The organism is Shimia sagamensis (assembly GCF_900182745.1).
GTDB classification, from domain to species: Bacteria; Pseudomonadota; Alphaproteobacteria; order Rhodobacterales; family Rhodobacteraceae; genus Shimia; species Shimia sagamensis.
Genome location: NZ_FXTY01000007.1, coordinates 86,681 through 112,600 on the forward strand (window position 1 = coordinate 86,681; position 25,920 = coordinate 112,600).

The following is a 25,920-nucleotide window of genomic DNA, read 5'->3' on the forward strand; positions in this document are numbered from 1 at the left end:
TCAATCCTCGTAGACGTCGCCTTTGGCGACTTTCTTGGAGAATTCCGTTTCTTCACCCGCAGCCAGCAAATTGGCCTGGTCAACCCAGCCATCGCGCTCAATGCGACCTTTGAACGACAGTTTGTCGTCCATGTCTTCGATCTCTGCCGGACCCCACGCTGCGATTTGAGCAAAGGACGTCACACCGTTTTCGTGCAACTTCTTCTCCAGCGCAGGACCGACACCCTTAAGCTGTTTCAGATCGTCAGCGGCGTCTGCTTTGGCAGCTTTCTTAGGCGCAGGTTTTTTGGCCTTAGGCTTGTCCGATTTGGTCTCGGCCTTCTCAGCTTTCGGCTTAGCAGCTTTTTGGGCCTCTTCCGCCTGCTTTACTGCCGGCTTGGGTGTCGGAGCGGGTTTGGGCGGCTGACCTTCGGCGGCGCGACCTGCAACAACGCCATCTTTGCCCACCCAAGGGGTCAAAATTGGCACTTCGGTGCCGTCGATGCGCTTGATGGAGTCCCCAATGTCGGTCGCCAGCTGCACGGACGCATTATACTGCGTTTTGCCGCTGTCATATTCTTTGAGGCTGGTCAGACCGGAAAGCGGCTCCGAGGAATAGCGGCCGTTTTGAGGGCCCGGAGTTGGCACCTTGCCAGCGGCCAATTCGTCCAGCATTTTGGCAAAACCGTCAGCTGTCAGGTCTTCGAAGTAGTCTTTGCCAATTTGCGCCATTGGCGCGTTGGTACACGCTCCGAGACATTCGACTTCTTCCCAGGAGAATTTGCCATCTGCGGAAAGCGCGTGTGGTTTGTCGGCGATCTTCTCGCGGCAGACCGCGATCAGGTCTTCGGCGCCACAGATCATGCAGGACGTGGTGCCACAGATCTGTATGTGCGCGACCGAGCCAACCGGCTGCATCTGGAACATAAAGTAGAACGAGGCCACTTCGAGCACGCGGATGTAGGCCATGTCGAGCATGTCGGCGACGGTCTCAAGTGCGGGCTTTGAAAGCCAACCTTCCTGCTCCTGTGCGCGCCACAAAAGTGGGATCACAGCGGAAGCCTGACGGCCTTCTGGGTATTTCGTGATCTGAGCCTCAGCCCAGGTCTGGTTTGCCGTGGTGAAAGCAAAGCTTTCCGGCTGGTCGTGATACAGGCGACGGAGCATTAGTTTTCGAACTCCTCAAGCGGAATACAGGTCGCGGAGGTCGCGCCCTCCGGAATGTTCTCGCCCGTCTCCTGGGCGTCAAAAGCTGCGTCTGTGACCGTCAAGCGGCACATGTAGCTGCCGTCATCGGTCTCGACGAGAACAACGTTGTCACGGATGTGCAGGTAGCCATTTGAATTGGCGACCATGTCCGGAAAAGAAGGATCAGCCGAGGCTGCTTGGCAGCTCAGTGCCAGAACAGTTGCCACAATAGAAACGCGCGTTTTCATCGGTCGATCTCCCCGAACACGATATCCATGGTACCGATGATAGCGGCCACGTCGGCAAGCTGGTGGCCCGTAGTGATGTGATCCATGGCCTGCAGATGCAGATAACCCGGTGCACGCAGCTTGGCGCGGTAAGGTTTGTTGGTGCCATCAGCGACCATGTAAACGCCAAATTCACCTTTGGGGGCTTCGACGGCGGCATAAACCTCACCAGCGGGCACGTGGAAGCCTTCGGTGTAGAGCTTGAAGTGGTGGATCAGGCTTTCCATCGAAGTTTTCATGTCGCCGCGTTTTGGCGGGGTCAGCTTGCCACGAGACAGCACGTCACCGGTGGCTTCGCGCAGTTTCACAATGGCCTGACGCATGATCGACAGCGACTGACGCATTTCTTCCATGCGCATCAGGTAACGGTCATAGCAGTCGCCGTTTTTACCAACGGGAATTTGGAACTCAAACTCGTCGTAGCACTCATAAGGTTGTGCGCGACGCAAGTCCCACGCCATGCCCGCAGACCGCGCCATGACACCAGACATGCCCCACTGGAGCACATCTTCTTCGGTCACAACGCCAATGTCGACGTTACGTTGCTTGAACACGCGGTTCTCGGTCAGCAGCTCGTCGATGTCCGAAAGAGCCTGTGGGAACTCGATGGCCCACTCTTCGATATCATCAACCAGCTGATCCGGAAGATCTTGGTGCACACCGCCTGGGCGGAAGTAGTTGGCGTGCAGACGCGCGCCACAGGCCCGCTCATAGAACACCATCAGCTTTTCACGCTCTTCAAAGCCCCACAGTGGGGGCGTCAGCGCACCAACGTCCATCGCCTGTGTGGTGACGTTCATCAGGTGGTTCAGAATACGGCCGATTTCGCAGAACAGCACACGAATGAGCTGTGCGCGACGCGGTACTTCGGTGCCGGTCAGCTTTTCAATTGCCAGACACCATGCGTGTTCCTGGTTCATCGGCGCCACATAATCGAGGCGGTCGAGATACGGCAGGTTTTGCAGGTAGGTGCGGCTTTCCATCAGCTTTTCGGTGCCACGGTGCAGCAAGCCTACGTGCGGGTCGCAACGCTCGACAATCTCGCCATCTAACTCCAGCACCAGACGCAGCACGCCGTGGGCCGCAGGGTGTTGCGGGCCGAAGTTGATGTTGAAGTTGCGGATCTGCTGTTCGCCGCTCAGCGCATCCACGCTGCCGTCGTCAAATTTGGAGCCGTCCATCATTTCGCGTCCCCTTTTTCGTCGCCGGGCAGGATGTATTCAGCCCCTTCCCACGGAGACATGAAATCAAACTGGCGGTAGTCCTGTGTCAGCTGCACTGGTTCATAGACCACGCGTTTTTGCACTTCGTCGTAGCGCACTTCGGTATATCCGGTGGTCGGGAAGTCCTTGCGCAGCGGGTGGCCACGGAAACCGTAGTCCGACAACAAGCGGCGCAGGTCCGGGTGATCTGAGAAGATGATGCCAAACATATCGAACACTTCGCGTTCAAACCAGTTGGCCGATGGATGCACCGGCACAATGGACGGCACCATTTCATCTTCGCGCACCGACACGCGCAGGCGCACGCGGTGGTTCTGATACATGCTCAGGAAGTGGTAGACGACATCAAAGCGCTTGGACCGCTCAGGATAATCCACGGCTGTGATATCCACGAGAGTGGAGAAGCGACAGGTCGGATCGTTGCGCAGGAATTCCACAAACGGCGCGATGTTGGCCGGAGCCACATCAATAGTCAGCTCATCAAACGCGATGCTCCAACCAATCACACAATCGGGGCGCTTGAGTTCGATATGGGCGCCAAGTTCGTTCAGGGCTTCGCTCATCGTTCAATTGTCCCCGTGCGGCGGATTTTGCGTTGCAGCTGCAGCAGACCATAAAGCAGCGCTTCGGCGGTCGGAGGGCAGCCCGGCACATAGATGTCGACCGGCACAATGCGGTCACAGCCGCGCACAACGGAATAGCTGTAGTGGTAATAACCGCCGCCATTGGCGCAGGACCCCATCGAGATCACATAGCGTGGCTCCGGCATTTGGTCGTAGACCTTGCGCAAAGCCGGCGCCATTTTGTTGGTCAGCGTGCCCGCCACAATCATCACGTCAGACTGTCGTGGGGAGGCGCGTGGAGCGATACCAAAACGCTCAGCATCATACCGCGGCATAGACGTGTGCATCATCTCAACTGCGCAGCAGGCCAGACCAAAGGTCATCCAGTGCAAAGAGCCGGTGCGGCCCCAGTTGATCAGGTCTTCTGCATTGGTCAGCAGGAAGCCTTTGTCCTGCAACTCGGAATTCAGCGCCTGGGTGACAACTTCTTTGTCGACACCTGCGGTGTTTTGACCTGTCATCACTCCCATTCCAGAGCTCCTTTTTTCCACTCATAGGCAAAGCCGATGGTCAGAACCGCGAGGAACACCATCATCGACCAGAACCCCACCATCGAAACATCCTTGAAAGCGACGGCCCAAGGGAAGAGGAAGGCAATTTCCAAATCAAAGATGATGAAGAGGATCGAGACGAGATAGAACCGAACGTCAAATTTCATACGCGCATCATCAAAGGCGTTGAAACCGCACTCATACGCAGAGACCTTTTCAGGGTCCGGATTGCGCACCGCCAAAACCACGGCTGCGAGGATGAAAACAAGACCGAGACCGATGGCAACGGCAGCGAAGATGAGGATGGGAAAGTATTCCCGAAGCATCTCTTCCAAGGGTAGCTCCTTTCATGCACGCCAGCACGGTGCAGTCAGATGGCTGTATAGACTCTCTGCGGGGTTTACCCCTGCCCTATGGCGGGGTCAACATTTAGCGCAAGTTTTGAGCTGGGCGTGATAATGTTGTTAATTAAAGAAAATCAATGTCTTAACTATGATCCTCATTGATGTGCGGCATTACGCCAACACCATTTTTTCCAAGCCGTCTCTTGAAACTGGTCAAATTGACCCTTGATTCCAGAATCCCCCAGTATCCGACAAAAAAAATCAACTATATCCATCGACGCGGCTTCCCCCCCCATACCTCGAAAATGTCGTAAAAAGTGTTTTTCATCTATGCCTTAAAGGAAAGCTCCAAAGAAAAAGCTAAGCCGGGATCCCAGCTTAGCTCCAAATCCACTTCCTGTAACTAATTAGCTCCAAATCCACTTCCTGTAACTAAAGAGTATTCAGGAGGCCCATTTTGGCTTTTCTTTTGAAAAAAAGGCACCAATACCGTCTTTGGCCTCTTGCCCTTCCCAACAGGCAACCAATTCGCCAATGGTGTGGTCGATAACAGCATCGTCAATTACCGGGCCTAGCTTGCGGGCAAGCGCCTTTGCCCTAGCAACTGCGCCCGGGGCACAGGCCAAGTAAGGTTTTATCTCTGCTTCAACTGCGGCATCCAGGTCATCAGAGGGCACGGCTTTGGCCAATAGTCCCAAAGTGACCGCCTCTGGCGCTTTGAACAACCGGGCCGACATAAACACCCGGCGCGCCATGGCCTCCCCCATGCGTGACAGAACGTAGGGACCAATGGTGGCCGGAATCAGCCCCAGTTTGGTTTCCGTCAGCCCCATGGTCAGGCTGTCTACGCCAATGGCCACATCACACACGCTGGCCATGCCCACACCACCACCAAAGGCATTGCCCTGCAAACGACCAATCAAGGGTTTGGGCATTGTGTTGAGCGCCTGAAGCGCCTCCGCCAATTTACGTGCCTCAACAAAACGCGTGTCGGGATCCGCAGCCATCTGCTCCTGCATCCAGCCCAGATCGCCCCCCGCACAGAAGCTTTTGCCTGCACCGGTCAGTACCACAACGCGCACGCTTTCATCCGAACTCAGCGCCTCGGCGGCCTGTTTCAACTCGACAATCATCTGGCCCGACATTGCATTGTGCTTGTCCGGGCGGTTCAAAGTGAGCGTGGCAACGCCGCGGTCATCCGTATCAATTCCCAAAGTTTCATAAGTCATTTGAATCCCCCTCACTGTGCTTTAGATGAGCGCATGGCCCGCGCCATCTCTGCCGCTTGCGCCAGAACGGCGGTATCGAGGCCTGTCTCGTAGCCCAGCGCCTTAAGGCGCGCATCCACGGCTTCTGTGGCCACATTGCCTTTGGCCCCTGGCGCATAGGGACAGCCGCCCAGACCACCAACGGCGGCATCAAACACCCGCACCCCAAGTTCCAGAGACGCTTCGATGTTCGCCAGGGCACGGCCAGCAGTGTCGTGATAATGGCCTGCCAGCTTGCCCGCAGGAACCACCTCTAAAACGGCTTTCAACATAGCTGAAATGCTCTCCGGCGTGCCTTGACCGATGGTGTCGCCCAAGCTGATCTCATAGCAGCCTGCATCAAACAAGTGCTTCGCAACCTCAGCCACCTTTTCCGGCGGCGTGGGGCCATCATAGGGACAATCGGTGACGCAGCTTACATAGCCTCGGACAGGTAAGTCGATCTCTTTGGCAGCCGCCACCACCGGGGCGAAGCGTTCTAGGCTCTCCGCGATGGTGGCGTTGATGTTGGCTTTTGAAAAACCCTCAGAGGCAGAGCCGAAGATTGCAATTTCATCCGCCTTGGCGGCCACTGCCCCCGCAAAGCCGCGCATGTTGGGTGTGAGAGCTGCGTAGCTGATGCCTTCGGCGCGGGTAATTCCCCCAAGGACCTCCGCAGAGTCGGCCATCTGCGGCACCCATTTGGGACTGACAAAGCTGGCCACCTCGATGCGCTTGAACCCCGCCTTGGACAGGCAATCTACAAGCGCAATTTTCTCAGAAGTGGGAATTTGGCGCTTTTCGTTTTGCAGCCCGTCGCGCGGACCCATTTCGAAAATTTCAACGGTGTTGGACATGCTTACGCCCCCTGCTCCGGCAAGTCATAGAAGTCTTGTGTGTAAAACTGTTGCGGCCCCTCGGCGTCTTGAGCCGCCTTGTAGGCGGGGCGAGCTTGGATGCGCCGCAAGTAGGCGGCGGTCAAAGGGTAGCTGTCAAACCGCACATAGCGGCTGGCGCTTTCCAGCGTGAACCCCATCATCACATCCGCAGCCGAAAACCCGCTCACCAACAGAAACTCCCGGCCATCAGACAGGGCACTTTCAACGGCCTTCAACGCAATTGCCAGCCGCTTGGTTTCGATGCCCATCACAGTGGGTGACTTCATCCAGTCTTTTGGCAAGAACAGATGCTGCATGTTGAGATTCTGAATCCCCGCTGCGATGGTCTCCGCGTAATGCAACCATTGAAGCCACTCTGCACGCTCCTCGCTGCCAACCTCAGGCATCAGGTTGTGATCGCCGCGCGTTTCACAGAGGTACTGCACAATCGCGCCGCTTTCATACAGCACGCGGCCGTCAATCTCCAACGCTGGCACGCGCCGAGCTGGCGACATGGACTTGAAGTCGGGCTTTTGCAGCGAACCGTCCATGATCTGGTACGGCACAATCTCTACAGCCTCGCCCAATTCATGCAGTAGCCAGTTCACCCGAAAGGACCGACTGCCCGCAATGGAGTGCAGGACTGCGCTCATTCCTCTTCTTCTTCCAAAACAATCAGTGCGGTGCCGTCCTCAACCTGCGCACCTGCGCTTGCCAGAACATCCGCCACCACGCCATCCCGCGGCGCGAGAAGCGAGTGTTCCATCTTCATGGCTTCCAAAACAGCGAGACGATCGCCTTCGGAGACTTCTTGCCCAGCCTCAGCAAAGATCGCCTTCACAAGCCCAGGCATCGGTGCGGCAATCACGTTGCCACCTGCTCCAGCTTCATCTTCGCGGACCAAAGGATCAACAACGGTGAATCGGTACCCATTGCCCCAGAAAACCGTGAGGTCATCGCCGTTTTGGGCGGTACGAGCCAGAACTTTAACTGTGTCCACCCACCAGCTGCCGCCCTTGAAAGTGACAAGATGCTCAGCTTCACCGACGTAAACGCTGTAGTTGCCGGTGTCGTTGACACGTACGTCCACGTCAATGCGCTCTTCATTGTGGATCAGAGACATACTATGGGTCAGCGGGGACCACAGAACCAACGTTTCGGCCGGCGCAGATCCATCCAGTGGCCGCAATCCCAAAGCTGTCAGCGCCGCAACCGAACGGGCTTTGGTGCAGGCCGAGGGCTGTACGGCCAGCGCATTAATGTGACGTTCGATCAGGCCTGTGTCCACGTCTCCTGCCACAAAGTTTGGCTGAGCCGCGAGCAAAGCAAGGAAACTCACGTTGGTCACCGTGCCGCCCACGTCGGTCCAGCGCAAGGCGCGTTCCAACTGTTTCAGGGCAATGTCACGTGTCGCCCCATGCACCACCAGCTTCGCAATCATCGGATCATACCATGGGCTGATGGTGTCCCCTGCCCTAACGCCACTATCGATGCGGGCTTGGGTCGGGAACTCCAGATGCGAGAGCGTGCCTGTAGCAGGCAAGAAGCCTTTGGGCACATCCTCAGCATAGATGCGTGCCTCAAAAGAGTGGCCCGTGATGGTCAGCTCTTCCTGTTGTTTGGGCAGTGTCTCACCAGAGGCAACCCGCAGCTGCCATTCGACCAAATCAACGCCTGTGATCGCCTCAGTAACAGGATGTTCCACCTGCAAGCGGGTGTTCATTTCCATAAACCAGAAGCCATCCGCACGCAGGCCGTTGGAGCCATCCACGATAAACTCGATGGTGCCTGCACCTTTATAGTTGATCGCCTCGGCGGCACGCACAGCGGCATCGCCCATGGCAAACCGCATTTCATCGGTCATGCCGGGTGCTGGCGCTTCTTCGATGACTTTCTGGTGGCGGCGCTGCAGGGAGCAGTCGCGTTCAAACAAATGTACAGCGTTGGTGCCGTCGCCGAAAACCTGTACTTCGATGTGGCGCGGACTGGTGACGTATTTCTCGATCAAGACATCTGGGTTGCCAAAAGCCGTAGTCGCCTCACCTTGCGCGGAGGCCAATGCATCAGAGAAATCGGCTGATTTCTCAACAAGACGCATACCTTTGCCACCGCCGCCAGCCACCGCTTTGATCAGAACCGGATAACCAATCACCTCAGCCTGCTCAGCCAAGAAAGTCCCATCCTGATTGTCGCCGTGATAACCTGGGACAACCGGCACGTTGGCCTCTTCCATCAGAACTTTGGCCGCGTCTTTGAGGCCCATGGCGCGGATCGCTTTGGCAGAGGGGCCGATAAAGGTCAGACCGGCCGCCTCTACTGCCTCAACAAACTCAGGATTTTCCGAGAGGAAGCCATAGCCCGGATGAATGCCCTGCGCACCGGTGTCGAGCGCGGCAGCAATGATCACGTCACCTTTGAGATAGCTGTCAGCCGGGGCCGCGCCACCAATGTGTACAGCTTGATCGGCCAGCTCAACGTGTTTCGCGTTGGCATCTGCATCAGAATACACTGCAACCGTTTTGACGCCCATTTCACGGGCCGTTTCCATCACGCGGCAGGCAATCTCGCCTCGGTTGGCTATCAGAATTTTTTCAAACATCGGGTGGTCCTTTGCGTTGAGACGTCGGACCGGGGGCTGCCTGCCCCCGGTCCCCCGGGGAAATTTTGGGAAAGAGCAAGATTACATCCGGAACACGCCGAACTTGGTCTCTTCTATCTTAGCGTTCAGGGACGCCGTGAGGCTCAGATGCAGCACATCACGGGTTTTGCGCGGATCAACAATGCCGTCGTCCCAGAGGCGGGCGGAGGCGTAAAGCGGATGGCTTTGTTCCTCAAACATATCAAGCGTCGGCTGTTTGAAGGCGGCCTCTTCTGCTGCCGACCATTCCCCACCTTGGCGCTCGATTGCATCGCGTTTCACCGTGGCCAGCACGCCAGCGGCCTGCTCGCCGCCCATCACGGAAATCCGAGAGTTTGGCCAACTCCACAAGAACCGTGGTGAATACGCCCGACCGGCCATACCGTAGTTACCGGCCCCAAAAGATCCGCCAACCAGCATGGTGATTTTTGGCACTTTGGTGGTGGCCACAGCTGTCACCAGCTTGGCACCGTGCCGCGCGATACCTTCGGCTTCGTACTTCTGCCCCACCATAAAGCCGGTGATATTTTGCAAGAACACCAGCGGGATGCCACGTTGGGAGCAGAGTTCGACAAAATGCGCCCCTTTGGCCGCACTTTCGGAATAGAGCACACCGTTGTTGGCAATGATGCCAACGGGACAGCCTTTCACGTGCGCAAAACCGCAGACCAGCGTTTCGCCAAAGCGTTTTTTGAATTCATCAAAGCGGGAGCCGTCGACCACGCGGGCAATGACTTCGCGGATGTCATATGGCGTGCGCAAGCCACCCGGCACCACACCGAGGATTTCCTCGGGGTCGTAAGCAGGCTCTTCCGGCGCTTGCCAGTCCACAGTCTGTGGCTTGGTGCGGTTGAGATGTTTCAAAGCATCCCGTGCCAGTGCCAAGGCGTGGGTGTCATCATCCGCCAGATAATCCGCCACACCAGACAGGCGCGTGTGCACGTCGCCGCCACCCAGATCTTCGGCACTCACAACTTCGCCCGTAGCGGCTTTCACCAGTGGCGGACCTGCAAGGAAGATCGTGCCCTGCTCTTTTACAATGATCGTCACGTCGGACATGGCGGGCACATAGGCGCCGCCTGCAGTGCAGGACCCCATGACAACGGCAATCTGAGGAATGCCTTTGGCGGACATATTGGCTTGATTATAGAAGATGCGGCCAAAGTGATCACGATCTGGGAAGACTTCATCTTGTTGCGGCAGATTTGCACCGCCGCTGTCCACCAAATAAACACAAGGCAGGTTGTTCTGCTCGGCAATCTCCTGCGCGCGCAGGTGTTTCTTGACGGTCATCGGATAATATGTGCCGCCTTTCACAGTGGCATCATTGCAGACCACCATGACCTCTTGACCGTGCACCCGACCGATCCCGGCAACCACACCGGCACAAGGTGCTGCACCATCATACATCTCATGCGCAGCTGTCGCGCCCACTTCCAAAAACGGTGAGCCCGGATCAAGCAAGCCAGCCACGCGACGACGTGGCAACATCTTGCCCCGACTTTCATGACGGGCGCGGGATTTCTCGCCCCCCCCCATGCGGGCCGCTTCCGCAACCTCGCGCACTGTCTCGATCATCTCCAGATGTGCCACGCGATTGGCGGCAAAATCCTCAGACGCGGTGATGACCTTGGATTGCAATTTGCTCATCGGTTCTTTCCGTTTCTCATTCGATCAAAGCCACAGCTTCGAGGTAAAAAGTCTGCTCAGCGGTGAGGTACAAGTGACAGCCTTGTGCCTCCGGGCTAGACGCCGCTCCCGTCTCCCACAGAGTTTGTTCAAAGGCGCATGTCGCCCTTCGGTAAGCCTGCCAGCTGTCTTGCGCGGTGCGCAGCGCGACAGCTTGATCTCGCGTCTCCAGTTCCAAACTGACCGCATCGCTGTCTTTCCCCTGCGCCCGATCAAGAGCCATGCCAAAGCCGACGGTCAGCCGTGCCTCCCAATAGGCGATTTCCGCATCTAAGCAGGCACTGAGCTCTCCGGATTGAGCGCAATTTTGCGCAGCCAAACCCACACAAATCCGCTTATCCTTTTCGCGTTCTAGGCCCGAAAGACATGAACCTATCAAATCCGCAGAAACCGACACACCCTCAGCCTGCGCCAAGGGAACGCCACTTAGGACGGTCAAGCCCAGTAAAAAACCCAACACCTTCATTTAATCCACCAACCCGTCTGCTTCCAAGTAGAGCGCCTGTTCAGCCGTCAAATACATCAGGCAACTGACTGTGGCAGGACCACCGCCAGTACCGCCGCCCCACAGGGAGCGCTCATAGTCACAAGTGGCGTCGCGATAAGCGATCCAGGCACGCTGCATTTTTTTGAGTGCATCCCCCTGCGACGGTGCGGCAGAACCGAGTTCAGCCATTTCCGTGTCCGTGGCTTTGCGTTTTGTGCGCACGTTTTTGTAGGCGGCATTGAGGCGGTCGTCCCAATATTGCCGCTCTTGATCAAGACAATGGCTCATGCCGTAGGTGGACCAGCCACCCTCAGTGGTTTCCATGCAGAGATTGGCCGAACTGCCAATGCAAGAGGTCGGGTTCTGGTTTTCGGTCATTTCGGCGAGACACCGCTCCGTAGCTGCAGGGCTCAGGCTGGTTAATTCTTCGGCTGATACTGCAACGCCAGTGGCCACAGCAGCTGAAAAGGTCACGATCTTCCACATGATTTACCGCCTTTCAAACGTTTCATTCTGTCAGGATAAGCGGGAACGAGGTCGCCGCTCTACCCTGCAAAACAATCACGCCCATGAGAGCTCTTACGCCTGTGCCGCCATCAGCTCGCGACCGATCAGCATACGGCGGATTTCGCTGGTACCTGCGCCAATTTCCATCAGCTTGGCATCACGAAAAATCCGACCCACCGGATTGTCGGACAGGTAGCCCGCACCTCCCATGGCCTGCACTGCTTGATGGGCTTGGGTCATCGCGGCTTCTGATGCATAAAGGCAGCAAGCCGCCGCGTCCTGACGGGTGATGCGACCTTCGTCACAGGCCTTAGCGCATTCGTACACATAAGCGCGAGCCGAGTTCATCGCAGTATACATATCCGCAATTTTTCCCTGCATCAGTTGGAAGTTGCCGATGGATTGGCCGAACTGTTTGCGCTCAACCATGTAAGGCATAATTTCATCCAGACAAGCCGCAATGATACCTGTGCCGATACCGGCAAGCACAACGCGCTCGTAATCCAAACCAGACATCAGCACGGCAACGCCCTTGCCTTCTTCGCCTAGGATGTTCTCAAACGGCACTTCAACATCTTCAAAGATAAGCTCGGCAGTATTGGATCCACGCATGCCCAATTTGTCAAAGTGAGGAGAGGTCGAGAAACCTTTCATCTCTTTTTCAATCAAGAAGGCCGTGATGCCGCGCGGGCCGGCATCTGGATCAGTTTTGGCATAGACCACCAGCGTGTCGGCATCTGGGCCGTTGGTGATCCAATATTTGTTGCCATTCAGCACAAAACGGTCGTTGCGCTTTTCCGCGCGCAACTTCATCGACACCACATCTGAGCCGGCAGAAGGCTCAGACATTGCCAACGCGCCAACATGCTCACCGGACAGCAGGCGCGGCAGGTATTTGGCGCGCTGCTCATCGGTGCCGTTGAGTTTAATTTGGTTCACACAAAGGTTGGAGTGCGCACCGTAGGACAGCGCGACGGAGGCCGACGCCCGAGTGATTTCTTCCACCACAATCACATGTGCCAGGTAGGACATGCCGGCCCCGCCAAATTCTTCCGGAACGGTGACCCCCAGCAAGCCCAATTCACCAAACTCTTTCCAAAGCTCGTTGGGGAACTCGTTTTTCAGATCTATGTCCGCCGCCATTGGCTTAATCCGCTCTTGCGAAAAGCGATGCACCATCTCGCGCAGTGCGTTGACGTCTTCACCCAGATCAAAATTCATCGTGTGCATGAACATGGGGCATCCCCTCCGGTTATTGAACAGTTGTTCAATAACTAGACCGAGTCGCTTTCTGGATCAAGAAATTTTCGCGATACACACAGCGCAGCAAAAAAGAGGCGACGCAAATCCGCGCCGCCTCTCATAGATTTCAATGGTTCTGGCGGGTTCCGTGCTAGCTTGCTGCGCGAGCCTCCAATGCCGGGTACCGCATGGCAAGCGTGGCACCCCTCGCTACAAAGCTGATCATCAAAGCAAGCCACAGCCCATGGTTCCCCCAAAGCGGCACACAAATTGCCAGAGAACAAAAATAGATCACTGTGGACAGCAACATCATGTTGCGCATGTCTTTTGTCTGCGTCGCACCGATAAAAACACCATCCAACATAAAAGGTGCAACGCCCAGAAGTGGGGACAGGACAACCCAAAACAGGTACTCGCGCGCCAAAATGCGCAAGGCCTCTGACGTGGTCATTAAGTCGACGATCCATCCACCGGCAATCCAGTAGGTTATCGCAATCAAAAGAGACCCCAATACGGCCCAGAGCGAGGCCAGATAAGTTGCGCGACGTAACCCGGCGCGATCTTTCCCTCCAAAGGCCTGACCCGCGAGTGTTTCTACCGCAAAAGCAAAGCCATCTAACGCATAAGCGGTGACATACAGAAACTGCAGCAGCACCTGATTGGCCGCCAAAGTGTCATCCCCAAAGTCTGCGCCAAAAAACAGAAAGGACATGAAAATTGCCTGCAACATCAGCGAACGCAGCAATATGTCGCCGTTGACCGACGCCATTTCGCGCAAGGCAATTGGATCAAACACCCGCGCTCTGTCTCTCCATGCCGGATTGCCAAAAACATCGCGACAGAGCCAAACCGCAAGGCCGCACCCCGTCAGCTCTGCGATCACAGTGGCGATAGCTACCCCTTCCACACCCCAATCCAACCCCAATACAAACCACAGGTCCAACAGGATATTGACGCTGTTCATCCAGAGCTGAATGACAAGAACGGCTTTTGTGCGTTCCTGCGCAATCAACCAGCCAGTAAGACCAAATAAGGCGATCGCCGCTGGGGCGGACCAGATGCGGATTTGCAAATACCGGTGGGCAAGTATCTCAACTTCCGGAGACGCGGGAGACAACCAAAAGGCGGCACGGAAAAACCAAACCTGGCCAACGACAAGCAGAAGCCCCGCGGCCACACCAATCATCACAGCACGCGTGAGCATTGCCGCGACTTCGCCTTGCCGACCCTCACCTTTTGCGCGCGCGGTTAGGCCCGTGGTGCCCATCCGCAGGAACCCAAAAATCCAATAAAGCCCTGCCAGAACAACCGCACCAATGCCAACGGCGCCAATAGGGGCCGCTTCGCCCAACTGCCCCACAACACCGGTGTCCACAGCCCCAAGAATAGGAACCGTGGCGTTGGACAGCACAATCGGAAGGGCAGTGTGCAGGATACGCCGATGCGAGATCTCCCCAACGCCGGTCGCCGTGGATGTTTCACTCATCTTTAGAGGGCATCAGAAAATGGCCAGTGGCCTGCGCAAACAAAACAGCGCGTTGATCCTGCCAAGCCTCAACATGTACCGACGCGTAACGACGACCGGAGCGGTTCACACGAGCGCGGGCATAGGCATCACGCGGCAAACCTGACCGAAGATAGTCCACTGTAAAATCAATGGTTTTGGGCAGACGTGGCAAATGGCCTTCAGTCAGGCTTTCCAGAGAAATACGGCCACTTTCGATGTCGCCCCAAAGGCCGGACCAAGCCAAACCAATGACGGCTGTAGTCTCAAGGAAACCGGCGGTCACCCCCCCATGAATGGCGGGTAAAAGCGGATTGCCAATCAGCTTGTCATCAAATGGCAGAATGGCGGTGAGTTCGTCGCCACGGCGCTCAAACTCAATTCCCAGAAAATTGATGTACGGCACCCCATGGACCAGGGCCGACATAGCGGCGTCACGGCGCTGTTTAACGACTTGAACGGGTTCTGGACGGTTACGCGACATACTCATTTCCTTTGCACCGTGAAGGCGCCTGTCGCCGTGGCAACAGGACGGCTGTCGTCATCGTCAAAAGCGGTTGCACGTACAAAAGCCACTGACCGGGTGATATGATAACACTCTGCTTTTGTGCGCACATTTTGGCCGGGTGTAGCAGCGCGCATATAGTCAATTCTCAAATCGATAGTCGCAGTGCCAGACGGGGACGACGGATGACACATGGCGGCCGCACCGCAGCACGTATCCATCAGCGCAGACACAGCGCCACCGTGCAGCACACCCGTTTCCGGATCCCCCACAATACGTTTGTCGTACGGCAGCTCCATTTCTGCGTGCCCAGCGCCAATGCCGGTCAGCCGCATATTCAGCGCCTTGCAATGGGGAATCGCATTGATGAAATGCTCCGCCATTTTTGCCTTGTCAGGTTCCATGCCCTGCCTCCAACTGGATTTGGTCCTTTATGGGCGCCATTTGTCGCTGGCTTCAAGGGGGCGGTTGCTCTTGCTGCGGATGCAAACTAAGTTTCGCCTCCAAGGAGGCCCCGCAAATGTCTGATACTCGCATGACTTTTAAGGAAATGTGCGCCCGTTTTGACGTCACGCCCAGAACGCTGCGTTACTATGAGTATATTGAGCTCTTGCAGCCGGAACGTGAAGGACGCAGCCGGTATTTTGGCCCCCGTGAGATCGCCCGTATGACCCTAATCATGCGTGGCCGACGTTTCGGCATTAAGCTGGAGGACATCCGCCAGTGGCTCATGATTTATGAGAACGATGGCACCTCGGCACAGATGCAAGCTTTTGTAGAAATGGCTGACCGCCAAATGGCCGAGCTTGAGGAACAGCGCCAACAACTGGATGAGGCAATGCGGGAGCTGAAGGAGTTGAGAGACGAAACCGCCGGTTTTCTGACCAAAGCAACATAGCCTGCAACCTATCGGCTGCAGAACTTTTCACCACCAGCTTGGGCGCCCATTGGGCGCCTTTTCCTTTGCAAACGGTCAACTGCTTGAATGCGCAGGATGTCGCTTAAGCAGAAAAAACTGATCCTACGTCACTTCAAATTGTGACGTGACGTCTTACTTACGTTAACGTCAAGCTGTATAGTATCTCAGTTCCCGAAGCCCATTTTGTTCCCAACTTCCGTGAGAAAGGACGCAACGATGAGCGAAGAAACGATGACCATTCGCGAGATGTGTGACGTCTACGACGTGACCCCTCGTACCCTGCGTTTTTACGAGTCCAAGGAACTCTTGTTCCCCGTTCGCGAGGGCCAGAAGCGTTTGTTCACCAAACGTGATCGAGCCCGGCTAAAACTTATCTTACGCGGTAAGCGTTTTGGGTTTTCTCTCGAAGAAATCCGCCAACTGCTCGACCTATATGACATGGGTGACCAGCAGGCGACCCAAATGCAACGCACCTATGAAGTGGCCAAGCACCGCCTCAAAGATATGGAAGAGCAACGCGACGAGCTGAACGAAGCGATCGACGATCTACGCGAACAGCTCAAATGGGGTGAACAGTTTCTCACCGATCTCACAACGCAAAAAGACGCTGCTCAGTAAGCGTCAAATACCAATTTCCGTCTCGGATCATCCAAAGGGAAAAGCTATATGCCGATCTATACCGCGCCCGTAAAAGACCTGCAGTTTGTACTGCATGACGTGCTGAACATCTCCAACTCCGACATCCCCGGCTATGACGAATTGGATGCCGATTTCACCAACGCTGTGCTCGAAGAAGCCGGCAAGTTGACCGGCGAAGTTCTGGCTCCACTGAACGTTGTTGGCGACCAAGAAGGCTGTCGTTTGGAAAATGGTGTTGTGTATACGCCAACCGGCTTTAAGGCCGCGTTTGACCAAGTAAAAGAAGGTGGCTGGCCCGGATTGGACATGCCCGAAGAGTACGGCGGCCAGAACATGCCCCAAGTACTTGGCACCGCGGTGGGTGAGATGTTCTCTTCCTCCAACCAGGCCTTCACAATGTATCAGGGTCTAACCCATGGTGCAGCCGCTGCCATCCTCGCGCACGGCACCGATGAGCAGAAAAACAAGTGGCTGCCAAACATGGTTTCTTGTGAGTGGACCGGCACCATGAACCTGACCGAGCCTCACTGCGGCACGGATCTAGGCCTGATGCGTACCAAAGCGGAGCCGCAGGACAACGGCAGCTACAAAATCACGGGTCAGAAAATCTTTATCTCTGCCGGCGATCACGACATGGCCGATAACATTGTCCACCTTGTGTTGGCCAAAGTGCCCGGTGGCCCTGAAGGTATCAAAGGAGTCTCCCTCTTCATCGTGCCCAAGTTCCTCGTGGATGACGCAGGCACCATTGGCGCGCGCAATGGCGTGTCTGTGGGCAGCATCGAAGAGAAGATGGGCATCCACGGCAACTCAACCTGTGTGCTGAATTACGATGAAGCCGAAGGCTACCTGCTGGGTGACCTGAACAAAGGCATGCGTGCCATGTTCACCATGATGAACGAAGCGCGTCTGGGTGTGGGCATGCAAGGTCTATCCGCAGCTGAAGTGGCGTATCAGAACGCCGTTGATTACGCGAAAGACCGCCTGCAAGGCCGGGCTGTGACTGGCGTGGAAAACCCTGACGGTCCAGCTGATCCGCTAATCGTACACCCAGACATCCGTCGCTCGCTGATGGATCAGAAATCTTTTGTGGAAGCTGGCCGTGCGTTCATCCTGTGGGGTGCAAAACTGCTCGATGAATCCCACCGCAAAGGTGACAAAGACGCCGACGGTCTGGTCTCGCTAATGACCCCGGTCATCAAAGGTTTCCTGACCGATGAAGGCTACGACATGACAGTCAAAGCCCAGCAGGTTTATGGCGGCCACGGGTACATCGAAGAGCACGGCATGAGCCAGTTCACCCGCGACGCGCGGATTGCGATGATTTATGAGGGCGCCAACGGCGTTCAGGCCCTGGACCTCGTAGGCCGCAAGCTTGCTACCGATGGTGGCAAGCATGTGATGGCGTTCTTTGAGTTGGTCAAAACCTTCTGCAAAGAAAACGGCGAAGACGAAGCGCTGAAAGATTTTGTTGGCCCACTCAAGCAAGCCTCCAAGGATCTGCAAGCCGCTGGCATGTACTTCATGCAGGCTGGCATGAAGAACCCGAACGATGCTCTGTCTGGTTCCAACGACTTCATGCATCTCTTCGGTCATGTTTGCCTGGGCCTGATGTGGGCCCAGATGGCCAAAGCCGCAAACGCAGCATTGGCCTCTGGTGCCGAAGACAAAACCTTCTACGAGACCAAGCTGACCACCGGCCGCTACTACATGGCACGTCGCCTGCCAGCGACCGGCATGCACCTGGCGCGCATCCAGTCCGGTGGCGACACCGTGATGGCATTGGCCGCAGACCAGTTCTGATCCGGTTGGGCGGGGGCTTCCCCGCCCTGCCCTTGTTTATTGGCGTGACTGTGGAGGACAGATGCCCAAACGTTTCAAACTGACCCGTCGTTTCCCTGTTGCAATGACAGAGGATGGTTACCGGAAACTCCGCAGTTTTGCGTCAGAAGCCGGTCTGGACGAAGGCGAAGCGCTGTCGTTTCTGTTTGAGAACTTTGACGCTGTGACCGATGACGAACAGCTGGCGCATCGCTTGCGCCAGTTCAACGCTACTTTGGATGCCCGAAAGCGGTGATCTTTTGCGTGACCAGAATTGCCAAGGGGAGGACGGCATGACAATCAAACTCTACTGTTTTGGGGAAAGTGGCCATTCCTACAAGGCCGCGCTGGCTTTGGAATTGTCCGGCCTCGACTGGGAGCCGGTGAAGGTGGATTTCTTTGCTGGCGAAACTCGATCTGACGCATACCGGCAAAACGTCAACGAGATGGGAGAAGCGCCAGTGCTTGTCGACGGTGACTTTAGCCTGACACAATCCTCCGTGATCCAAGACTACGTGTCGGAGAAGTCCGGCAAATTTGGTGGCAAAGACGCAGACGAACGCCGTGAAATTCTGCGCTGGCAGTTCTGGGACAATCACAAGCTCAGTGCCGTCGCTGGCATGACTCGTTTCTTGATGCATTTCCTGCCACCTGAAAAACAGCCCAAAGAGGTGATTGCCTTTCATCAGGCGCGCCTCAAAGCCGCCTATGATGTGCTCAACAAGCATCTGGAAGGACGCGATTGGATTGTGGGCGACAGCCTGACCAACGCCGATCTGACCTGTTGTGGCTATCTCTATTACCCAGAGCCCTTTGGTTTTGACCGTGCTGACTGGCCAAACATTGACCGTTGGCTGACCAATATTTCGCAAACGCCGGGGTGGAAACACCCCTACGACCTGATGCCCGGCTCCCCCGCGGACCGCGCTTGATCTCGCCTGATAATAGGAGACCACAATGACCGAAGCCTATATCTATGACGCCGTGCGTACACCGCGTGGCAAAGGCCGCAAAGACGGCAGCCTGCACGAGGTGACTTCCGTTGCGCTGTCTGCAACCGTGCTCAACAGCCTCAAAGAACGTAATGGCCTAGAGGGCCACGCCGTCGAAGACGTGATTTGGGGCAACGTGACCCAGGTAAAAGAACAAGGCGGCTGCCTCGCGCGAACGGCTGTTTTGGCCTCAGACCTGGACGAAATGATCCCCGGCCTGGCGATCAACCGCTTCTGCGCGTCCGGCATGGAAGCTGTGAACCTAGCCGCCAATCAAATCAAAGGCGGTGCAGGGGATGCCTATATCGCCGGTGGTGTGGAAATGATGGGCCGCGTGCCAATGGGCTCTGACGGAGCCGCGATTGCGGTGGATCCGTCTGTCGCTATGGACATGTATTTTGTACCGCAGGGTATTTCGGCAGACATCATCGCAACCGAATACGGTTTCACCCGTGATCAGGCGGACCAGTTGGCGGTAGAATCCCAGCGCCGCGCTGCAATGGCGTGGGACGAAGGCCGGTTTGATAAGTCCATCGTGGCGGTCAAGGACATCAACGGCCTGACCATTCTGGACCGCGACGAATACATGCGTCCGGGCACCGACATGCAATCCCTCGGTGGCCTGAAGCCTGCGTTTAAGGAACAGGGCGAAGTGATGCCCGGCTTCGACAAGTTGGCGATCATGAAGTACCCGCATCTTGAGAAGATCAACCACATCCACCACGCGGGGAACTCCTCCGGCATCGTGGACGGCTCTGCTGGCGTGCTGATCGGCAACAAAGAGTTTGGTGAGAAATACGGTATCAAGCCACGTGCCAAGATCCGTCAGACCTGCAAAATTGGCCTCGACCCAACCATCATGCTGACCGGTCCGGTGCCTGCAACGCAAAAGATCCTGAAAGATGCTGGCATGGCAATCAGCGACATCGACCTGTTCGAAGTCAACGAAGCCTTTGCCTCTGTTGTGATGCGTTTCCAGCAGGCGTTTGACGTCGACTCCGACGTAATCAACGTCAACGGCGGTTCCATCGCGATGGGTCACCCACTGGGCGCAACCGGCGCGATCATCATTGGCACCTTGCTGGATGAGCTGGAGCGTCAGGACAAAGAAACCGGTCTGGCCACGCTGTGCATCGCCTCAGGCATGGGCGCCGCAACCATCATCGAGCGCGTGTAATGCCCAAGCTGGACCTTTCGCAACTTCCGAGCCATTCGAATTGCTCCTACCCGGGCAAGTTGTCGGACGGCTTTGAAGGCCGTTCCGCCCAAGCCCTGGGAGATCCAAGCGGTATCACGCAGTTTGGCGTCAACATCGTCACTCTGCAGCCGGGCGCGCAATCTTCGCTACGCCACTACCACATCCAACAGGACGAGTTCCTGATGATGACGGAAGGCGAATTGGTCCTGATTGACGATGACGGTGAGCATGTGATGCGCCCCGGCGATTGCGCCGCCTTCCCGGCGGGCGACGCCAATGGCCATCACCTGATCAACAAATCCGACGTGCCTGCTGCCTTCTTGGTGGTTGGCACGCGCACCCCGACAGAGACCGCTATCTACAGCGATATCGACATGAAGGTGGAAGTGGATGCCGACGGCTATTCCTTCACCCGAAAAGACGGCAGCCCGCTGACGGCTGACCAGATCGGAGACAAAAATGACTGATTTCACAATGAACGTCGGCGACAACGGTGTCGCCATCATCACCTGGGACGTGGTTGGCAAGTCCATGAACGTGCTGAGCCGCGAAGCTTTTGGCGACTTGGAAGCCTGCATCGACGAAGTGCTGAGCAATGACGATATCAAAGGCGCGGTGATCACGTCCGGCAAAGACACATTTGCCGGTGGGATGGACCTGAATGTGCTTGGTTCCATCCGCGCAGACGCTGGTGATGAACCTGCGCAGGCCCTGTTTGACTTCACCATGATGGGCCACAAGTTCCTGCGCAAAATTGAGCGCGCGGGCATGGACCCCAAAACCAACAAGGGCGGCAAGCCAATTGCGTCCGCCCTGCCCGGCACCGCGCTTGGCATTGGTCTGGAACTGCCGTTGGCAACCCACCGCATCTTTGCGGCTGACAACCCAAAGGCCAAAATCGGCCTGCCGGAAATCATGGTTGGCATCTTCCCGGGCATGGGCGGCACCACGCGTTTCATCCGCATGATGGGCGCCATGGCGGCCTCGCCGTTCCTGCTGCAAGGCAAGATGGTCGATCCGAAGAAAGCCAAATCCGCGGGCATCATCCACGAGGTGGTGGACGATCCGGTAGCTGCGGCAACCGAATGGGTACTGTCCGCAACTGACAAAGACATCCTGAAACCATGGGATGCCAAGGGCTACAAGATGCCGGGCGGTGAGCCGTATCACCCTGCCGGCTTCATGACCTACGCTGGTGCGTCTGCCATGGTCAATGGAAACACGTGGGGCGTTTATCCAGCTGCCAAGGCGCTGCTGTCTGCCGCCTACGAAGGCGCGCAGGTTCCATTCGACACCGCACTCAAGATCGAAGCCCGTTGGTTTGTGAACGTGCTGATGAACCCGTCCTCCTCTGCGATGATCCAGTCTTTGTTCATCAACAAGGAAGCACTGGAAAAAGGCGCAAACCGTCCTGACGTACCGGATCAGACCGTCAAAAAGGTTGGCGTTCTAGGCGCGGGTATGATGGGTGCAGGCATTGCTCTGGTATCCGCTCAAGCGGGCATGGATGTTGTGCTGATCGACACCAACCAGGAGGCGGCCGACCGCGGCAAGTCCTACTCCGAGACCTATCTCGACAAAGGCATCAAGCGCGGCAAAGTCACGGCGGAGAAAAAAGAGGCCATGTTGGGCCGCATCACCGCCACCACCGACCTGGATACCTTGTCTGACGTCGATCTGATCATCGAAGCCGTGTTCGAAGATGTGGGCGTGAAAGCCGAGATGACCAAAAAGGTCGAGGCAATCATTCCTGAGGACGCGATCTTTGCCTCAAACACTTCGACCCTGCCAATCACCGGTCTGGCCGAAGCTTCTGTACGCAAAGAGCAATTCATCGGCATCCACTTCTTCTCCCCAGTTGAAAAAATGGCGCTGGTGGAAATCATCAAAGGCAAAGAAACCGGCGACCGTGCGGTGGCGAAAGCGCTCGACTATGTGCGTCAGATCCGCAAGACACCGATTGTTGTGAACGACGAGCGCTTCTTCTACGCCAACCGTTGCATCATCCCCTACATCAACGAAGGTGTGATGATGGCGGGCGAAGGTGTGGGGCGTCCACTTCTGGACCATGCCGCGCAGCTGCTGGGCTTCCCGGTGGGGCCAATCCAACTGGTGGATGAGACCTCTCTGGATCTTGGCGCTAAAATTGCCAAAGCCACCAAAGCCGCCATGGGTGATGCCTATCCAGCGTCTGTCGCGGATGATGTGACGTTCTGGATGGTCGAAGAAGGTCGCTTGGGCCGCAAAGCCAAGGCTGGCTTCTTTGACTATGATGAGAAGGGGAAACGCGGCGACTACTGGACCGGCTTCAACGAGAAGTTCCCGCTTCTGGAAGACCAGCCTGACCTGATCGAAGTGCAGCACCGTCTGATTTTTGCGCAGGTTCTTGAAGCCGTGCGCGCGCTGGAAGCGGGCGTTCTGGAAGACATCCGTGAAGGTGACGTGGGCGCGATCCTGGGGTGGGGCTTCATGCCGTGGTCCGGTGGCCCGTTTAGCTGGCTCGACATCGTCGGCGCAGCTTGGGCGGCGGAACGCTGTGACCAACTGGCGGAGAAGTTTGGCGATCGCTTTGCTTGTCCACCGCTGCTGCGTGAGATGGCGGACCGAGGTGAGACCTTCTATGGCCGCTTTGGTCCAAACGCCAAGGCCGCTGCGTAAACGCCTCGACTAAAAATGAAACGCCCGGAAGCTTTGGTTGCCGGGTGTTTTCTTTTGGGCGCAGGCTATGCCGCTGCCAACATCATCTCAGGCTTCACAGTCACATTCCGAATGGCGCCGGTTTCCAGCATGGTCATCGCCCGTTCCACAGGCACCATATTGTAGTTAGCCGCAGCGCCAAACCGAGGGCGCACTCCGGCGCGCACGCCCCAAATACACTGTGAAAACAACAGCGCCCCGCCGTTCACAAAGACCATCTGATCTTCGGCGAAAACCGGCAGGATGGCCTTGAGCGGCGTCGCGGGCTCTACACGGTAGGTTCCGTCAATCACGTCTAAAGCAGCGCCAGGAATGACCGAAAAGGGATCCCCCCATTTGTCGCGCACCTGTGGGCTTTCCACCAAGACGCCCTCTCCCGGTTGCACCAGAAGATCACGCCGATTTTCCAGCGCCCCGACAGGGACAAACAATGGCCAAAGCTTACGTGGTGCCATATGATCATGGCTGAAGATCGGGTCAGACACCAATGCGGTGATGCGCTGAAACCCTGCGTCAAAGGTGAGCACCTCATCGCCAACATGAAGGCTGTCCACCGTGGCCCAGCCCCCCGGTGTCACCACGCGGGTGCCCGACACAAAACCGCACCCTGTGGTTGTGATCACTGGCCGTAGATTGGATTGGCGACGCCTGGCCGCCAAAGCCATCCGGGCCTTGTCGCGAATTGTTCCCACCATGTGTACCACCGAAAACTCGGCCCCATCCAAATACTCCGCCGGATCACATGCCCCACGTCAGGGAAGCATTTATCCGCAAGACCGATTGTTTGGCGCGCGCCTCTATAATTCGTAAACAATCCCAGCGCGCTATCGGGCATTTAGCTCAACTGCAAGAATGTGCAAAATAAATGAAATTTGAGACAGGTTTCCCACACGACATCAAGCCACGCGCATGATTGTCATGCTTCAAAAAATCAAAGCTCAGCGCACCAATATTTCATGGAGCGCGCATTTGACGTGCGTATTATTACCGACTTCCCTTTTCAAACGACATCCGCAAGATTGCATCCAGCATTATTTGAGAGGGTTCGCCGATGGGTTGGATGTCTGATGAAACTGGTTTGGAAAAATGCGCGGCAAATTATGTGCCCTTGTCCCCCCTGTCGGGGCTGAAGCGTGCGGCAAAAATCTTTCCTGATCGACTAGCCCTGGTCGATGGAGAGATTCGCCGAACCTATCGGGAGTATCACGCACGGTGCAGCCAGCTGGCCAGCGGCCTTGTTGAATTGGGTGTGAAACCCGGCGACGTGGTTGCTGCGCTTCTGCCCAACACGCCAGCTGCCTGCGAGGCGCACTTTGGCGTGCCCGCCTGTGGCGCGGTGTTGAACGCCATTAACATCCGCTTGGATGTGGCTACCGTCACCTACATCTTTGAACATGGCGAAGCCAAAGTGGTGCTTGTGGACAGCGCGTTTTTGGGTCTGGCAGAAGCGGTCTGCGCAGCCATGAGCACGCCAGCGCCAAAGCTGATTGAAGTGGCGGCACCGGAGGCTGGCCATCCGGCCTCCGGACGCCATCAGACTTATGAAGAGCTTTTGGCACAAGGCGATCCCGCATTTGAGTGGATCATGCCACAGGACGAATGGGAGAGCATTGCGCTAAACTACACCTCCGGCACCACAGGCCAACCCAAAGGCGTGGTGTATCACCACCGTGGTGCCTACCTTAATGCGATGGGGCAGGTTCTGAGCTGGCGCATGACGCTGCACCCGGTCTATTTGACCATTGTGCCGCTGTTTCACTGCAACGGCTGGTGCCACACGTGGATGATGCCGATGGTGGGCGGCACCATTGTGTGCTGCCGGGACATCACCGCACCGGCGATTTTCGATGCGATTGCCAACGAAGGTGTGACCCATTTTGGCGGCGCACCTATCGTATTGAATATGCTGGTCAATGCACCGGAAGACCAGCGCCGGGGGTTTGATCATGTGGTTGAGGTCTTCACCGCCGGTGCCCCTCCAGCCCCAGCCACGTTGGCCAAGATCGAGCCGATGGGCTTTCATATTACGCAGGTTTACGGCCTGACAGAGGTTTACGGTCCCGCCACCGAATGCTTGTGGGACGACACGCGTTGGAGTGCGCTTGAAGGGCACGATCGCGCCGCCATTAAGGCCCGCCAAGGCGTGGCGATGCCGTTTATGGACGACATCACAGTGCTGAACGACAAGATGCAGCAGATCACCATGGATGGTGCGGCGGATGGCGAGATCATGATCCGAGGTAACGCGGTGATGAAAGGGTATCTGAAGAACCCCAAAGCCACTAAAGAAGCCTTTGAAGGGGGATACTTCCACTCCGGTGACATCGCAATTCAGCATCCGGACAGCTACGTGCAGATCACGGATCGCGCCAAAGATATCATTGTCTCCGGCGGAGAGAACATCAGTTCGGTTGAAGTGGAAGGCGTGTTGATGCATCACCCCGCAGTGAATTTGGCCGCAGTGGTGGCAAAACCGGATGAGAAATGGGGCGAAATTCCCTGTGCCTTTGTTGAGCTTCTGGACGGGCAAGCCGCAGAGGAGAAAGAAGTAATTTCCTTTGCGCGTGAACAGCTTGCGGGATTCAAAACACCCAAGAAGGTGGTGTTTGGCGAGCTGCCCAAAACCTCGACCGGCAAGATTCAGAAGTTTGCTTTGCGTGAAAGAGCCAAGAGCCTGTGACCTGACACAAACCGGAAGAGGGAGGCGCGTCCCATCCCGCACGGACCGGGCCTCCCACCAGAATGCTTGGAACCAAATGAGGCCGCTGGCAAAAGCCCGCAAGCTTGGCGCTGCGGTGCAAAAAAGTTGCGGCATTTGTTGA

Annotated in this window: 27 protein-coding genes; 9 read left to right on the forward strand and 18 right to left on the reverse strand. The window is 56.5% G+C overall.

Annotated elements, in window-relative coordinates; translation table 11 throughout:
- The 17 genes from QOL67_RS17050 to QOL67_RS17130 all read right to left on the reverse strand — a co-directional run bounded on the left by QOL67_RS17050 (position 1) and on the right by QOL67_RS17130 (position 15,236).
- Positions 1 to 1,146 (reverse strand): NADH-quinone oxidoreductase subunit E, encoded by a 1,146-nt coding sequence (locus QOL67_RS17050; RefSeq protein ID WP_283427190.1) that lies wholly within the window; start codon positions 1,144 to 1,146, stop codon positions 1 to 3.
- On the reverse strand, positions 1,146 to 1,415 hold the full coding sequence (locus QOL67_RS17055; protein ID WP_283427191.1) for a hypothetical protein: 270 nt from the start codon (positions 1,413 to 1,415) through the stop codon (positions 1,146 to 1,148). Before QOL67_RS17055 ends, QOL67_RS17050 begins: the two co-directional genes overlap by 1 nt.
- Entirely contained in the window at positions 1,412 to 2,635 is a 1,224-nt protein-coding gene (locus QOL67_RS17060; protein ID WP_283427307.1) for an NADH-quinone oxidoreductase subunit D, read from the reverse strand. Before QOL67_RS17060 ends, QOL67_RS17055 begins: the two co-directional genes overlap by 4 nt.
- Positions 2,635 to 3,240 (reverse strand): NADH-quinone oxidoreductase subunit C, encoded by a 606-nt coding sequence (locus QOL67_RS17065; RefSeq protein WP_283427192.1) that lies wholly within the window; start codon positions 3,238 to 3,240, stop codon positions 2,635 to 2,637. Before QOL67_RS17065 ends, QOL67_RS17060 begins: the two co-directional genes overlap by 1 nt.
- Positions 3,237 to 3,770 (reverse strand): NuoB/complex I 20 kDa subunit family protein, encoded by a 534-nt coding sequence (locus QOL67_RS17070; RefSeq protein WP_283427193.1) that lies wholly within the window; start codon positions 3,768 to 3,770, stop codon positions 3,237 to 3,239. The genes QOL67_RS17065 and QOL67_RS17070 overlap by 4 nt, the downstream gene beginning before the upstream one ends.
- Positions 3,761 to 4,126, reverse strand: a complete 366-nt coding sequence (locus QOL67_RS17075; protein ID WP_283427194.1) for an NADH-quinone oxidoreductase subunit A — start codon at positions 4,124 to 4,126, stop codon at positions 3,761 to 3,763. The genes QOL67_RS17070 and QOL67_RS17075 overlap by 10 nt, the downstream gene beginning before the upstream one ends.
- 452 nt (positions 4,127 to 4,578) lie before the next feature.
- Positions 4,579 to 5,364: a crotonase/enoyl-CoA hydratase family protein gene (locus QOL67_RS17080; RefSeq protein WP_283427195.1), complete on the reverse strand. Its 786-nt coding sequence runs from the start codon at positions 5,362 to 5,364 to the stop codon at positions 4,579 to 4,581.
- Between the two features lie 11 nt (positions 5,365 to 5,375).
- Positions 5,376 to 6,239 carry a hydroxymethylglutaryl-CoA lyase gene (locus QOL67_RS17085; protein WP_283427196.1) on the reverse strand — a complete coding sequence of 288 codons (864 nt, stop codon included), beginning with the start codon at positions 6,237 to 6,239 and terminating at the stop codon, positions 5,376 to 5,378.
- Between the two features lie 2 nt (positions 6,240 to 6,241).
- The gene (locus tag QOL67_RS17090) at positions 6,242 to 6,913 is read right to left on the reverse strand and encodes a glutathione S-transferase family protein (protein ID WP_283427197.1); all 672 of its coding nucleotides are present in this window, start codon (positions 6,911 to 6,913) and stop codon (positions 6,242 to 6,244) included.
- Positions 6,910 to 8,859 (reverse strand): acetyl/propionyl/methylcrotonyl-CoA carboxylase subunit alpha, encoded by a 1,950-nt coding sequence (locus QOL67_RS17095; RefSeq protein WP_283427198.1) that lies wholly within the window; start codon positions 8,857 to 8,859, stop codon positions 6,910 to 6,912. Before QOL67_RS17095 ends, QOL67_RS17090 begins: the two co-directional genes overlap by 4 nt.
- 81 nt (positions 8,860 to 8,940) lie before the next feature.
- On the reverse strand, positions 8,941 to 10,548 hold the full coding sequence (locus tag QOL67_RS17100) for a carboxyl transferase domain-containing protein (protein WP_283427199.1): 1,608 nt from the start codon (positions 10,546 to 10,548) through the stop codon (positions 8,941 to 8,943).
- Positions 10,549 to 10,564: 16 nt separating this feature from the next.
- Positions 10,565 to 11,053: a lysozyme inhibitor LprI family protein gene (locus tag QOL67_RS17105; protein ID WP_283427200.1), complete on the reverse strand. Its 489-nt coding sequence runs from the start codon at positions 11,051 to 11,053 to the stop codon at positions 10,565 to 10,567.
- A complete protein-coding gene (locus tag QOL67_RS17110) occupies positions 11,054 to 11,560 on the reverse strand; it encodes a lysozyme inhibitor LprI family protein (protein WP_283427201.1) in 507 nt (168 codons plus the stop codon). It lies immediately after the preceding gene.
- Between the two features lie 93 nt (positions 11,561 to 11,653).
- Positions 11,654 to 12,817 carry an isovaleryl-CoA dehydrogenase gene (locus QOL67_RS17115; protein ID WP_283427202.1) on the reverse strand — a complete coding sequence of 388 codons (1,164 nt, stop codon included), beginning with the start codon at positions 12,815 to 12,817 and terminating at the stop codon, positions 11,654 to 11,656.
- A gap of 157 nt (positions 12,818 to 12,974) precedes the next feature.
- Positions 12,975 to 14,309, reverse strand: coding sequence for an MATE family efflux transporter (locus QOL67_RS17120; protein ID WP_283427203.1), 1,335 nt, complete (start codon positions 14,307 to 14,309; stop codon positions 12,975 to 12,977).
- Complete coding sequence (locus QOL67_RS17125; protein WP_283427204.1) at positions 14,302 to 14,811, reverse strand: PaaI family thioesterase; 510 nt, start codon at positions 14,809 to 14,811, stop codon at positions 14,302 to 14,304. Before QOL67_RS17125 ends, QOL67_RS17120 begins: the two co-directional genes overlap by 8 nt.
- Before the next feature lie 2 nt (positions 14,812 to 14,813).
- Entirely contained in the window at positions 14,814 to 15,236 is a 423-nt protein-coding gene (locus QOL67_RS17130) for a PaaI family thioesterase (RefSeq protein ID WP_283427205.1), read from the reverse strand.
- A 116-nt stretch (positions 15,237 to 15,352) separates the two neighbouring features.
- Here QOL67_RS17130 and QOL67_RS17135 point away from each other — a divergent pair, with 116 nt between their 5' ends.
- The 8 genes from QOL67_RS17135 to QOL67_RS17170 all read left to right on the forward strand — a co-directional run bounded on the left by QOL67_RS17135 (position 15,353) and on the right by QOL67_RS17170 (position 23,059).
- A complete protein-coding gene (locus QOL67_RS17135; protein WP_283427206.1) occupies positions 15,353 to 15,730 on the forward strand; it encodes a MerR family transcriptional regulator in 378 nt (125 codons plus the stop codon).
- Positions 15,731 to 15,967: 237 nt separating this feature from the next.
- The gene (locus tag QOL67_RS17140) at positions 15,968 to 16,369 is read left to right on the forward strand and encodes a MerR family transcriptional regulator (RefSeq protein WP_283427207.1); all 402 of its coding nucleotides are present in this window, start codon (positions 15,968 to 15,970) and stop codon (positions 16,367 to 16,369) included.
- A gap of 48 nt (positions 16,370 to 16,417) precedes the next feature.
- Positions 16,418 to 18,193: an acyl-CoA dehydrogenase C-terminal domain-containing protein gene (locus QOL67_RS17145; RefSeq protein ID WP_283427208.1), complete on the forward strand. Its 1,776-nt coding sequence runs from the start codon at positions 16,418 to 16,420 to the stop codon at positions 18,191 to 18,193.
- A 61-nt stretch (positions 18,194 to 18,254) separates the two neighbouring features.
- Positions 18,255 to 18,467, forward strand: a complete 213-nt coding sequence (locus tag QOL67_RS17150) for a hypothetical protein (protein WP_283427209.1) — start codon at positions 18,255 to 18,257, stop codon at positions 18,465 to 18,467.
- Positions 18,468 to 18,504: 37 nt separating this feature from the next.
- The gene (locus QOL67_RS17155; protein ID WP_283427210.1) at positions 18,505 to 19,143 is read left to right on the forward strand and encodes a glutathione S-transferase family protein; all 639 of its coding nucleotides are present in this window, start codon (positions 18,505 to 18,507) and stop codon (positions 19,141 to 19,143) included.
- 25 nt (positions 19,144 to 19,168) lie between these two features.
- A complete protein-coding gene (locus tag QOL67_RS17160; protein ID WP_283427211.1) occupies positions 19,169 to 20,380 on the forward strand; it encodes an acetyl-CoA C-acetyltransferase in 1,212 nt (403 codons plus the stop codon).
- On the forward strand, positions 20,380 to 20,868 hold the full coding sequence (locus QOL67_RS17165) for a cupin domain-containing protein (protein ID WP_283427212.1): 489 nt from the start codon (positions 20,380 to 20,382) through the stop codon (positions 20,866 to 20,868). Before QOL67_RS17160 ends, QOL67_RS17165 begins: the two co-directional genes overlap by 1 nt.
- Positions 20,861 to 23,059, forward strand: coding sequence for a 3-hydroxyacyl-CoA dehydrogenase NAD-binding domain-containing protein (locus QOL67_RS17170; RefSeq protein ID WP_283427213.1), 2,199 nt, complete (start codon positions 20,861 to 20,863; stop codon positions 23,057 to 23,059). The genes QOL67_RS17165 and QOL67_RS17170 overlap by 8 nt, the downstream gene beginning before the upstream one ends.
- Positions 23,060 to 23,124: 65 nt before the next feature.
- Here QOL67_RS17170 and QOL67_RS17175 read toward each other — a convergent pair whose 3' ends face one another.
- Complete coding sequence (locus tag QOL67_RS17175) at positions 23,125 to 23,793, reverse strand: Hint domain-containing protein (protein WP_283427214.1); 669 nt, start codon at positions 23,791 to 23,793, stop codon at positions 23,125 to 23,127.
- A 356-nt stretch (positions 23,794 to 24,149) separates the two neighbouring features.
- On the opposite strand from QOL67_RS17175, the gene QOL67_RS17180 reads away from it, so the two are divergent.
- On the forward strand, positions 24,150 to 25,778 hold the full coding sequence (locus tag QOL67_RS17180) for an AMP-binding protein (RefSeq protein WP_283427215.1): 1,629 nt from the start codon (positions 24,150 to 24,152) through the stop codon (positions 25,776 to 25,778).
- The last annotated feature ends 142 nt before the right edge of the window (positions 25,779 to 25,920 follow it).